Source organism: Pseudoalteromonas sp. G5_S1_54_S4, from assembly GCF_054968565.1.
In genome coordinates this window covers 13,903-26,347 of record NZ_JBQKUL010000025.1, presented here as the reverse complement: position 1 = coordinate 26,347, position 12,445 = coordinate 13,903, and the positions used below count along the sequence as shown (strand labels likewise).

General features: G+C 41.1%; 12 protein-coding genes. 5 read left to right on the top strand and 7 right to left on the bottom strand.

Going from position 1 to position 12,445, the window contains the following annotated elements:
- Positions 1–24: 24 nt before the first annotated feature.
- Genes pcnB through ACTRWE_RS10870 form a run of 5 tightly spaced genes read left to right on the top strand, consistent with a single transcriptional unit; the run spans position 25 to position 3,755 of the window.
- Positions 25–1,323 carry a polynucleotide adenylyltransferase PcnB gene (pcnB, locus tag ACTRWE_RS10890; RefSeq protein ID WP_462880001.1) on the top strand — a complete coding sequence of 433 codons (1,299 nt, stop codon included), beginning with the start codon at positions 25–27 and terminating at the stop codon, positions 1,321–1,323.
- A gap of 3 nt (positions 1,324–1,326) precedes the next feature.
- Positions 1,327–1,812, top strand: coding sequence for a 2-amino-4-hydroxy-6-hydroxymethyldihydropteridine diphosphokinase (gene folK / locus ACTRWE_RS10885; protein ID WP_016900471.1), 486 nt, complete (start codon positions 1,327–1,329; stop codon positions 1,810–1,812).
- 30 nt (positions 1,813–1,842) lie between these two features.
- Entirely contained in the window at positions 1,843–2,637 is a 795-nt protein-coding gene (gene panB, locus ACTRWE_RS10880) for a 3-methyl-2-oxobutanoate hydroxymethyltransferase (RefSeq protein ID WP_016900473.1), read from the top strand.
- Positions 2,637–3,485: a pantoate--beta-alanine ligase gene (gene panC / locus ACTRWE_RS10875; protein ID WP_016900475.1), complete on the top strand. Its 849-nt coding sequence runs from the start codon at positions 2,637–2,639 to the stop codon at positions 3,483–3,485. The genes panB and panC overlap by 1 nt, the downstream gene beginning before the upstream one ends.
- A 30-nt stretch (positions 3,486–3,515) precedes the next feature.
- A complete protein-coding gene (locus ACTRWE_RS10870) occupies positions 3,516–3,755 on the top strand; it encodes a hypothetical protein (protein WP_013465744.1) in 240 nt (79 codons plus the stop codon).
- A gap of 68 nt (positions 3,756–3,823) precedes the next feature.
- Here ACTRWE_RS10870 and ACTRWE_RS10865 read toward each other — a convergent pair whose 3' ends face one another.
- From ACTRWE_RS10865 to ACTRWE_RS10835, 7 genes are all read right to left on the bottom strand, one after another.
- Positions 3,824–4,792, bottom strand: a complete 969-nt coding sequence (locus ACTRWE_RS10865; protein WP_013465745.1) for a PstS family phosphate ABC transporter substrate-binding protein — start codon at positions 4,790–4,792, stop codon at positions 3,824–3,826.
- 79 nt (positions 4,793–4,871) lie between these two features.
- Entirely contained in the window at positions 4,872–6,218 is a 1,347-nt protein-coding gene (phoR, locus tag ACTRWE_RS10860; RefSeq protein WP_462879989.1) for a phosphate regulon sensor histidine kinase PhoR, read from the bottom strand.
- 93 nt (positions 6,219–6,311) lie between these two features.
- Positions 6,312–7,001 carry a phosphate regulon transcriptional regulator PhoB gene (gene phoB / locus ACTRWE_RS10855; protein ID WP_013465747.1) on the bottom strand — a complete coding sequence of 230 codons (690 nt, stop codon included), beginning with the start codon at positions 6,999–7,001 and terminating at the stop codon, positions 6,312–6,314.
- A 619-nt stretch (positions 7,002–7,620) separates the two neighbouring features.
- Positions 7,621–8,685: a class II fructose-bisphosphate aldolase gene (fba, locus tag ACTRWE_RS10850; protein WP_008111197.1), complete on the bottom strand. Its 1,065-nt coding sequence runs from the start codon at positions 8,683–8,685 to the stop codon at positions 7,621–7,623.
- Positions 8,686–8,896: 211 nt separating this feature from the next.
- The gene (locus ACTRWE_RS10845) at positions 8,897–10,072 is read right to left on the bottom strand and encodes a phosphoglycerate kinase (protein WP_462879988.1); all 1,176 of its coding nucleotides are present in this window, start codon (positions 10,070–10,072) and stop codon (positions 8,897–8,899) included.
- A 316-nt stretch (positions 10,073–10,388) separates the two neighbouring features.
- Positions 10,389–11,402, bottom strand: a complete 1,014-nt coding sequence (gene epd / locus ACTRWE_RS10840; protein WP_462879987.1) for an erythrose-4-phosphate dehydrogenase — start codon at positions 11,400–11,402, stop codon at positions 10,389–10,391.
- A 174-nt stretch (positions 11,403–11,576) separates the two neighbouring features.
- Entirely contained in the window at positions 11,577–12,317 is a 741-nt protein-coding gene (locus ACTRWE_RS10835; RefSeq protein ID WP_462879986.1) for an SIMPL domain-containing protein, read from the bottom strand.
- Positions 12,318–12,445: the final 128 nt, after the last annotated feature.

Genomic DNA, 12,445 nt, shown 5'->3' with positions numbered 1-12,445 from the left:
GTCGCAATCAGCAGTGAACCGTTGGTGATCCCTCGAGGTGAGCATGGTATTTCTCGCAAACAATTTAGCCCAAATGCAATCAAAGTACTCTATCGCCTAAAAGATGGTGGCTATGATGCCTACTTAGTTGGTGGTTGCATTCGCGATGTATTGTTAGGTCAACAACCCAAAGATTTTGATGTTGTAACCAATGCAACCCCTGAGCAAGTTAAAAAACTGTTTCGTAACTGCCGTTTAATTGGCCGCCGCTTTCGTTTAGCGCACATTGTTTTTGGTCGTGAGATTATTGAAGTGGCCACCATGCGCGGCCATCACGAAGCACAAGAAGACAAAAATCAAATTAGCCAATCAAGCGAACATGGGCAACTACTTCGCGACAACGTATTTGGCAGCATTGAAGAAGATGCCGAGCGTCGTGATTTTTCAATCAATGCCTTATATTACTCAATCAATGATTTTTGTATTTATGATTACGCCAATGGTTTAGCGGCCATAAAGGCAAAACAAATTGAGTTAATTGGCGATCCTGAAACACGCTATCGTGAAGACCCCGTGCGTATGCTTCGTGCAGTGCGCTTTGCTACTAAACTCGATATGCAAATAGCACCTGCAAGCGAAAAGCCAATCACCGCTCTAGCTAGCTTGCTTGATAACATTCCACCGGCACGTTTGTTTGAAGAAATACTCAAGCTGTTTTTAAACGGCAAAGCACAACAAAACTTTTTAATGCTGCGCAAATACGGGTTATTTAAATCGTTATTCCCAGAGCTTGACCGCATTTTAGATAAAAACCCAGGCGGGCTTGAAGAAACCTTCATCAAGCAAATGTTTGCAAACACTGACATCCGCATTAATGCAGAGAAAAAAGTCACCCCTGCGTTTGTATTTGCAGCGTTACTGTGGTTTCCATTGGTTGAACGTACTGAAAAAATTCGACGTCAAGAACAACTCTCTGAATACGATGCCTTTGCCCAAGCAATTAATAAAGTACTTAGTGAGAACGCTCAGCATATTGCAGTACCAAAACGCTTTACGTTAGGCGCCCGTGATATTTGGCATATTCAACAACGTTTAGACAAACGTGCAGGCCAACGTGCCTATCGCTTAACACAACAGCCTCGTTTTAAAGCCGCTTATGACTTTTTACTACTGCGTGTTGATGCCGGTGAAACTGAGCATACAGAGCTTGCACAGTGGTGGACACAGTACTTGAGTCAAGATATTAATGGCCAAAAAGAAATGGTGCGAGAGCTAGGTCATCAAGGTGGACCAAAACCACGTAAGCGTTCTCGTCGGCGCACCACTAAAAAACCAGCTGAGTAAATAATGCAACGTGTCTATTTAGGCTTAGGTGCCAACCTTAATACACCTAAAAAACAACTTGATGATGCTGTTGTTGCACTTAAAAACTTGCCTAACAGTGAGTTTATCGCTTGCTCACATTATTATGCGAGCAAGCCTATGGGGCCACAAGATCAACCCGATTATGTGAACGCGGTTGCCTGTATCAATACCTCGCTACAGCCAGAGCAGTTACTTGATTTAACGCAAGCCATAGAGCTGGAGCATGGTCGAGTCAGAAAGGCTGAGCGCTGGGGCGCACGCACACTGGATATTGATATTTTATTATTTGGTGAGCAGGTTATAAATACTAAACGTTTAACGGTGCCTCATTACGGGTTAAACGAGAGAGAATTTGTTGTTTACCCGCTGCAAGAAATTGCACCCGAACTTATTTTACCAAGCGGCGCATCTATCAAACAGATAGCAAATAACCTACCGCTTAACGACTTACAACAATTACCGCTGTAATTAACTAATGCTTATGTCTGCGAGAATATTATGTCTAAAATAACCGTTTCAACTTTGAATAAAATGAAGGCTGAAAGTAATAAAATCACTGCGTTAACAGCTTATGATGCCAGTTTTGCTAAGTTATTTCATGAGAATGGCGTTGAAGTTGTTTTGGTCGGTGATTCTTTGGGAATGGTATTACAAGGTGGCGATGACACACTCGCTGTGACAAACCAAGAAATTGCGTACCATACTCGCTGTGTTCGCGCTGGAAGCCGTGACCTATTTGTTATTGCCGACCTACCGTTTATGACCTATGCAAATCCAAATGATGCGTGTAAAAATGCCGCAGAGTTGATGCGCGCAGGTGCTAATATGATCAAGCTTGAAGGTGGCGAATGGCTGCATGACAGCATTAAATCACTTACTCAGCAAGGTATTCCGGTGTGTGGGCATTTAGGGCTTACGCCGCAATCTGTGCACGTATTTGGTGGTTTTAAAATTCAAGGCCGTGAAGAAGCACAAGCACAAAAAATTATTGCCGATGCAAAAGCATTAGAGGCAGCGGGTGCTCAACTACTCGTGCTTGAGTGTATTCCAAGTGCCTTAGCAAAACGTATTACTGACTCATTAAGCATTCCGACTATAGGGATTGGTGCGGGCAATGTAACCGATGGCCAAATTTTGGTTATGCACGATTTAGTCGGTATTTCTGCAGGCTACATTCCTAAATTTTCAAAAAACTTTTTACTCGAAACAGGCAATATGCCTGCCGCTGTTAAAAAGTATTGTAACGATGTTAAAAGCGGCGTTTTTCCAAGCGCTGAACACGAGTTTAAATAATGCAGTCAATCACTGAAATTAAATCATTACGCAGTCAAATAAGAGCTTGGCGCCAAGCGGGTTTAAGTGTTGCACTAGTACCTACTATGGGTAACCTGCACCGCGGTCACTTTTCGTTGGTAGAAAAAGCAAAAACACTGGCCGACAAAGTCGTTGTTAGTATTTTTGTTAACCCGATGCAATTTGGTGCTAATGAAGATCTAGACAATTATCCGCGTACCTTAGATGCCGATAAACAAGGTTTAGCCGATCTTGAAACGGATATTTTGTTTATCCCCAGTGTAGAGGCTATTTACCCAAATGGCTTAGGGGTGCAAAGTTTTGTTGATGTACCAGGTATTTCGATGGGCTATTGCGGCGGCTCACGTCCTGGTCATTTTAAAGGTGTAGCAACAGTTGTCACTAAACTATTTAACTTAGTCCAACCTGATTACGCCTGCTTTGGTGAAAAAGACTTTCAGCAGCTGCAAGTTGTTAAAACAATGGCCCGTGATTTGTCGATACCAGTAGAAATTATTGGTGTGCCAACGATGCGTGAAGTTAGCGGCCTTGCCATGAGCTCACGCAATGGGTATTTATCAAGTGATGAAAAGCAAACCGCTACGATTTTATTCAACACTTTAAATCACTGTGCGCAGCAACTAAAAAGCGGAAATAAAGCGTTTGCTACTCTTGAAGCTGATGCTAAAGCGACTTTAGAAAGCGCAGGGCTAAAACCAGATTATTTTTCGATAGCTCAACGAGATACATTAAAAGCTGCTACACTCGAAGATACACGATTTGTTATTTTAGCTGCCGCCTTTTTAGGAAGTGTTAGATTAATCGACAATATACAGGTTGAAGTTTAATACTGGTGTAGCCTCACTTTAAGGATAAGTATGAAAACTTTTATTAAAACCACTCTAGTGGCTTTTTCTTTTGCAGCATTGGCAGGGTGCCAAAGCCAAGCAGGTAATCCAGCACTTAACCAATGCGCTCAGCAAAGTTATCAATGCGAAACCAGCTGTGAACAACAAACAACCACCGACAGCCTTAAGTCACAGGTTTGCTCATCTAAATGCATCGAAGCGTATAATCAATGCAAAGTACAAGCTGAAAACTTAAGTAAAGCTGACTAATATCAATCGGCATAAATTGTAAACCAAAAAAAACCGCTCATTTGAGCGGTTTTTTAATTATTAGCGGTTTATTTTAAGCCTAACTTTTTCAACTCAACTTCAACTAGCTTTGCAGAAAGTGGCACATAACCATCTTTTTCTACAATTTTTTGACCTTCTTGCGAAAGTACCATCTTTAAAAACTCAGCTTCAACTGGGCCAAGTGGCTTATTTGGGTGTTTATTTACATAAACATATAAGAAACGTGAAAGTGGGTATTTACCTTGAGCTACGTTTTCAAGCGTGGCATCAACAAAGTTAGTACCTTTTTTAGATAACGGAACAGTACGCACACCCGATGTTTTATAACCAATGCCAGAATAACCAATGGCATTTAGTGATGCTGAAATTGACTGTACAACAGAAGCTGAACCCGGTTGCTCGTTCACGTTATTACGAAAATCGCCTTTACATAAGGCTTTCTTTTTAAAGTAACCGTAAGTCCCTGATACTGAGTTACGTCCATATAATTGCACGTCTTTTGCAGCCCAATCACCTTCTAGACCAACATCACTCCAGCGGTTTACTTGCTCTGGTGCGCCACATTTACGTGTTGATGAGAAAATAGCATCGATTTGGTCAATACGCAGCCCTTCAATTGGGTTATCTTTATGAACAAATACCGCCAATGCATCAATTGCTACACGTACTTGTGTTGGCTTATAGCCATAGCGCTTTTCAAATGCTTCAATTTCTTTCGACTTCATAGCACGGCTCATTGGACCTAAATTTGCCGTTCCTTCTGTTAATGCTGGTGGCGCAGTAGACGAACCTGCCGCTTGAATTTGAATATTTACATTTGGGTAAATACGCTTATATTCTTCAGCCCAAAAGGTCATCATGTTGGCTAACGTATCAGACCCTACCGATGAAAAGTTACCTGATACACCGCTAATTTTTTGATACTCAGGCATACCGTCTTCTAATGCTACTGCTTGCGCAGATACAAATGTTGTAACAGCCACACCCATTGCGGCAACTAAGTTTTTAAATTTCATTTTGGGGTTCTCCAGTTTGTTCGTCCCATTTCCTAACTGCGGTTCACTCTAAAGTGAGTACATGACAATGGTGTGACTCTTAAATGACACTTTTATGACTAGCAGTATTACTCGTCACTAATGGCGAAATAGAGATCAGCCTATCGCTTGAAAACGCAAAAGAAAAACAGGAGCCTTTACCCTGTTCACTGTTAATTTTTAATTGGCTACCATGGCGAGTAAGCACATGCTTGGTAATAGCTAAGCCTAATCCTGAGCCACCTGTGGTGCGGCTTCTGGCTTTATCGACCCGATAAAAACGCTCAGTTAAGCGATTTATATGCTCTGGTGCAATACCATCACCATTATCGGTAACACTAAAACATGCCTGTTCATTGTTGCGCTGCCAACACACCTCAATTTTACCACCTGGCTTAGTATAATGAATGGCATTAAATACTAAGTTTGAAAACGCACTTCTGAGCTCATCCTCAGCACCGGTAATATCAAGTAACGCATCAATATTAAAAATAAGTTGATGGCCTTTATCTTGATTTATAGACTGTGCTTCAGTTTCAATCAGTTTTAGCAATTGCGGTACCTTTACTGCCTTATCATTACTGTGGCGTTTTGCGCCTTCAATACGTGATAACGAAAGTAACTGATTCACTAAACTATCCATGCGTTTACATTGCTCTAGCATGGTAGTTTGTGCTTTATTCCACATTGCAGGCGGAGGAAGCGAATCACTGTCGAGCATTTCAAGGTAGCCGGTAACAACCGTTAAAGGGGTTCTGAGCTCATGAGACACATTAGCAACAAAGTCTTTACGCATCTGCTCAAGCTGCTTTAAACGGGTGACATCACGTACTACCACCAATAACTGAGTGTTAGCATAAGGCATCACCCTAAACTCAAGTACTTGTTCTACACTGTGGCCACTTTCAAGCTCCAGTGCATCACTAAACTCTTTACGGCGCATATATTTAGCAAATTTAGGATCGCGAATGAGGTTATCTAAACGCTGACCATGATCAACCGGCCATTGTAACCCTAACACTTTGAGTGCAAGTTGATTACACCACACAATTGATAAATCGTTTTGCAATACAACAACAGCATCAGGCACCGCCTCAGCACCGTCACGAAAACGGCGTATCAGCTCTGCCAGTTCGTTACGCTTTTTACGATTACGATGTTGCAGCTGATAGATGCCTTCAAATACTTGCTCCCACGACCCTTCACCTTCTGGTGGATTAAAACTGCGCTGGTTATGCAGCCAATCACTTAACCGATAAAGTTGATGGTAATGCCACATAAGTAGCGAAAAAGCGCCCAAAAACAACATCAAAAATGGGGCACCAATAAGCACCCCAATTAAAAGTAAAGGTATAAAATAGACAAACAGCCGCTTTGTTAGCGCCTGCTTGTTAATAACTCGATACATACACGCTCTTTACCTTATAAACGCTAGCAGACAAGTTGACTGAGCTAGGTTAATAGATTGCTACTTAACTAAGTAAGCTTAATTGTAAGCACACTATAATTTACTCGAAAAGCGATAACCAGCTCCGCGTACCGTTTGTACTAAGCGGTCGTGTCCAAGCGTAGCAATCGCTTTACGCAAGCGACGAATATGAACATCTACTGTTCTGTCTTCAACATACACATTCGTGCCCCATACATGATCAAGCAGTTGCTCACGGCTGTAAACCCGCTCTGGATGGGTCATAAAAAAGTGTAATAGTCTAAATTCGGTTGGCCCCATATCAAGCTCACTGCCCCCTGAGGTAACACGATGCGAAATAGGGTCCAAGCGCAGGCCGTGCACTTCAATTGCTTCTTCTAAAGAGGTAGGTGCTACTCGGCGAATAACCGCTTTGATACGCGCCATTAACTCTTTAGGTGAAAACGGCTTAGTAACGTAATCATCAGCACCGACTTCTAAACCGCGTATTTTGTCTTCTTCTTCGCCGCGAGCAGTCAGCATAATGATAGGGATTTGGCGTGTGTGTTCATTTTGTTTGAATTTTTTAGCGATTTGAATTCCACTACCACCAGGTAGCATCCAATCGAGTAACACCATATCTGGATAAGGTTCGACCATTGCGGCTATTGCAGAATCATAATCTTCTGCCTCAATGGCTTGAAAGCCATTTTGTTCTAAAACAAAAACCAACATTTCCCTGATAGGTGCTTCGTCATCAACGACTAATACTTTACGTGACATTCCAATTTATCTCTTAGGCTATTGAGTAGGTTTCATTATTATGACTAAGTATGACATTTTTATTAAAGTGTAACGTCTAAATTAAAATGAGACTAAAAAAAACACAAAATAGTAACAAAAAATTGAATATGTCATATTTTTACCATCTTGAGCAGTAAATAAAAAAGTGGTTTGCAGTAAAGTGAGTCGTTATTAAAGGCACTATTTATGATATTAACTTGGGATCATCAAATTACTAACTAGCAGCTATTTTTAGGCTTAATAATAAAAGTCGGCACCTATTTAGATCAGGTTTATTATGATCTTAAATACAAGGATCAGAGTTTTATCAAGCAGATCCCTTTTCGGATCACTATTTTACCCACTAACAAAGCTAAACCAATGATTTACTGTGTGATTTTTATCCATTAATTATGATGTTCGACACTTAAAAGTACAAAATGCGTCACTTTAAGCCCTTCACTTAGTAAAGTAATGATCCCAGATAAGGTTAGTTAGTAATCGAGTGATCCCAGATTTATCGGTAAGTAAAATACTGAACTCTTACAGATCAAAAAAGCCAGTGCGTAAGCAACTGGCTTTTTATAATGAGTGCGAGAGTATCGCCGTTATTGGCTCATTATTTTATTTTTGGGTTTAACTCACCGCTTAAGTATTTAAGGTGCATTTCATCTAATGAAATTGGCTTAATTTTACTTGCTTGACCCGCCGTACCAAACGCTTCGTAACGAGCGATACAAATATCAGTCATTGCTTGGGTTGCAGCAGCTAAAAACTTACGTGGGTCGAAGTTAGACGGGTTCATCGCTAAATGACGACGAATCGCACCGGTAGACGCTAAACGTAAGTCAGTATCAATGTTTACCTTACGCACACCATATTTAATACCTTCAACGATTTGCTCAACTGGCACGCCGTAAGTTTCTGGAATTTCGCCACCGTATTGGTTGATCACTTCTAACCACTCTTGTGGAACAGAAGACGAACCATGCATTACTAAGTGGGTATTTGGTATACGCGCGTGAATTTCTTTAATACGATCAATTGCTAAAATGTCATCGGTTGGTGGACGAGTAAATTTGTAGGCACCGTGTGATGTACCACAGGCAATAGCCAGCGCATCAACATGGGTTTTATTTACAAAGTCTGCCGCTTCTTCTGGATTTGTTAGCATTTGCTCAGTGGTAAGTTTACCCTCAGCGCCAACACCATCTTCTTCACCCGCTTCACCAGTTTCAAGTGAACCTAATACACCTAGCTCACCCTCTACAGATACGCCACACGCATGCGCCATTTCAACTGTTTTACGTGTTACATCAACGTTATAATCGTAGCTTGAAGGTGTTTTACCATCGCTCATTAATGAGCCATCCATCATTACTGATGAAAAACCTAGCTGAATTGAACGCTGACATACACCCGGTGATGTACCATGATCCTGATGCATAACCACTGGAATATGTGGCCATTCTTCAACTGCAGCTAAAATCATATGACGAATAAAAGGTGCACCGGCATACGCACGTGCGCCCGCAGAACCTTGTACAATAACTGGGCTGTTTGTTTTATCAGCCGCTTCCATAATTGCACGCATTTGCTCTTGGTTATTTACATTAAACGCGGGTACACCGTAACCATGCTCTGCGGCATGATCAAGAAGTTGTCGCATACTGATTAAAGCCATTGGGTATTCTCCAATTTATCGGTAGTTATTTTACTACCTAGTTTGAACGGATTTGTTAGTTTGGCGCAATCACTGCGCCATGAATTAAAAGGCAAATGGCCTAAAATTCATATTATTAACGACTAAATAAAAGTGAGAGGTATTTACTCGTTAATTGTAGCAGATGTGAAATAAGCACATCTGCTTTACGGCTAGCTAATACCCAAAGGTATTATTTAGCGCGTGATTCTAGCATTGCAACTGCAGGTAGTTTTTTGCCTTCTAAAAACTCTAAGAACGCACCACCACCTGTAGAGATATACGATACTTTATCACTAATGCCATACTTATCAATTGCCGCTAGGGTGTCACCACCACCAGCAATAGAAAATGCGCTTGAATCAGCAATCGCTTTTGCAATAGCGCGAGTGCCATTACCAAATTGATCAAACTCAAACACACCCACTGGGCCATTCCATACAACAGTGCCCGCATTAGCAATAATTTTTGCAAGTTTGTTTGCTGTATCAGGGCCAATATCAAAAATCATATCGTCGCTGGTAACTTCGCTTACATCTTTAAGTGTTGCTACAGCTGATTCTGAGAATTCATTACCCACAACAACATCAGTCGGTACTGGAATTTCACCATTGTTAGCTTTTGCTGCTGCACATAAGCGATTAGCTTCGTCCATTAAGTCAGCTTCAAAAAGGGACTTACCTACAGGATAACCTGCAGCGGCAATAAAGGTATTAGCAATACCGCCACCGGTAACAAGCTGGTCAACAATTTTAGATAACGAATCAAGTACGGTTAACTTAGTTGACACTTTAGAGCCACCCACAATCGCCACTAATGGGCGTGCTGGGTTATCAAGTGCTTTGCCTAGCGCTTCAAGTTCAGCCGATAATAATGGACCGGCACACGCTACATCAGCAAATAAACCTACACCATGCGTTGATGCTTGTGCGCGATGCGCAGTACCAAAAGCATCCATTACGTACACGTCACATAATGCAGCTAATTGCTTTGATAAGGTTTCGTCGTCTTTTTTCTCGCCTTTATTAAAACGCACGTTTTCAAAAACAACGACTTCGTTATCTGCAACATCAACGCCGTTTAAGTAATCTTTTTCTAGGCGAACTGTTTGCTCAAGTGCATCATTTAAGTAATCGACAACCGGAGCCAATGAAAACTCTTCTTCGTATTGCCCTTCCGTAGGACGGCCAAGGTGTGACATAACCATCACTTTCGCGCCTTTCTCTGACGCTAGTTTGATAGTAGGTAACGCAGCACGAATACGTGCATCTGACGTCACTTTTCCTGCTTTAACGGGTACATTTAAATCTTCACGAATTAATACGCGTTTGCCGTTTAAATCTAAATCTGCCATTTTAATGACCGACATGAACATCTCCTTAGTTAACGATACTAAACCTAGGGTCTGTTGACCTTTCAAGGTTGAATTTGCAGCTGCCTGTTTGGTATTTAGGCAAGGCAGAGCCTATGTGGTGTGGTTATTCCCCATAAATAGGCGATAACGCAGCATCAATGCCAAACAGGCGCTGCCCAAAGGGTTCTACCTAGGGGCAATTAACTCTTTGTTGCTCGGTTTTTACTTAGCCCACTAGGTTACAAACCTCGCGCCGCGATTAAATTGCCCTTAGTTTGAACAAATATTAATCCGCAAAGGTCAACAGACCCTAACAAATACGTTTTAAATATTACTTAAATGCCATCATAGCACGCGCGGTATCGAGCATGCGATTCGCAAACCCCCACTCGTTATCACACCAAACTAATAACTTTATCAGTCGTTTATGACTAACACGTGTCTGTGTGCCATCTATGATACAAGAATGTGGGTCATGGTTAAAATCAACCGATACCAACGGCTCTTCGGTGTAACTTAAAATACCTTCAAGGCGGTCTTTAGCTTGTGCTTTAAGGGCATTATTAACCGCACTTAAATCTACATCTGCATTAACCGTGACACTTAAATCCATCGCCGTCACATTAATGGTCGGTACACGGACCGCAATGGCCTCAAAGCGACCTTTAAATTTAGGTAAAATACGGTCTATACCACGGGCTAATTTTGTATCTACAGGAATAATAGACTGGCTGGCGGCACGCGTACGGCGTAAATCATGGTGATACGCATCAATCACTTGCTGATCGTTCATTGACGCATGAATAGTTGTAATAGCGCCAGACTCAATACCAAAGGCATCATCGAGTACTTTAATAACAGGAACAACGCAGTTGGTGGTACACGAGCCATTAGAGACAATAGTATGCTCGCTTTTAAGCTCATCGTCATTAATACCGTAAACAATAGTGGCATCAACATCATTATCCGCAGGATGTGAAAACAGCACCTTTTTTGCGCCCGCAGTCAAATGTAATTGCGCGTGTTCACGCGAGTGATAAACACCCGTACATTCAAGCACCACGTCAACATCTAGCGTTTGCCACGGTAATTCAACTGGATTTTCTTCACAAAATAATGCAATGGTGTCATCAGCAACGCTGATAGTGTCTTCACCTAGTTTAACTGGAAAAGTGAAACGACCATGAGAGGTGTCGTATTTTAATAAATGGGCAATAGCTTCAGGGTCGGCTAGTTCGTTAATTGCAACAATTTTGATCTCGTCGCTTAAGCCTGATTCGTATAGTGCACGGACAATATTTCGACCAATACGACCAAAACCATTAATTGCAAGTTTGATTGCCATGAAATATAAAATCCACTCTAGTTACGTACAGAGAAAGGCAGCGTCGCCTTTTAGATGGCGGTATTGTAATCGACCTTGCCTGTGATTATAAGAGCCAAGCATTAGAAACTTTAAATTAACGCCATAATCAACACGCAATGCGCTTTTACTTTTAACCCGGCTTTGCGATATTTGCTATTTTAGTTTTAAATCAAACACCACGTTTATTGATGCTTTAACGCTTATTCTTGCACCTAAATATTGCTGCTGCGTAAATGGGTTCTCGTTATTTCTAGCAGCCATGCTATTTCTGTGGCTAGATAAAACAATGTGCTTAACACCGCTCGCGTCGTAATCTGAGCTACTGGAATTTGCACTAATACTATAAACGTTGCCAAGTTCAGCACCAAAAGACTGAGCGAGCTTATTTCCCTTCGCTTTTGCGTTATCTATTGCTAGTTGTGTTGCCTCTGCCTCTAACTGCTTGACTTTGGAGGATAAGCCATTAATTTTTTTGATATTGTCTATTTGTAAGCGTTGAGCAAAATCAATAAATTCATCGACTTTTTTAATATCTTTTAATGTGACTTTAACTGTTTTCAGAGCTAAATAATTATCGCTTAAAGCAATCCCAGATTCTGTACCAACCTTAGTGTATATCTTGCTTTTTAAACCCGATATATGAACATCGCCTTGTCCAAAATCATACTTATCTAATTCTTCAAGTAACACGCTAACTCGGCCATCAAGGTCACGTTTAGCTTCAAGTAATGTATCTTCAATGCTTTTTACTTCAAATATAATTTGAGCCATATCTGGCTCAACTAATACCTCAGCTGTGCCATGTACAGAAATATGACGATTAGTTGGCACGCTTGAATTAGCAAAAGTAATAAGAGGGAATAAGGTAATAAAAATAGCGGTGATGAATTTCATATTCGTTCCTTGAATTTTTAATAAAATACGCGTTCCCATAATTATACAAACAAGAATAAAAGTAAACTGCATGCAATTAAGCTTAGTGCATACTTTATAGTTGGGTTTCTTATAGTTGGGTTTCGCTG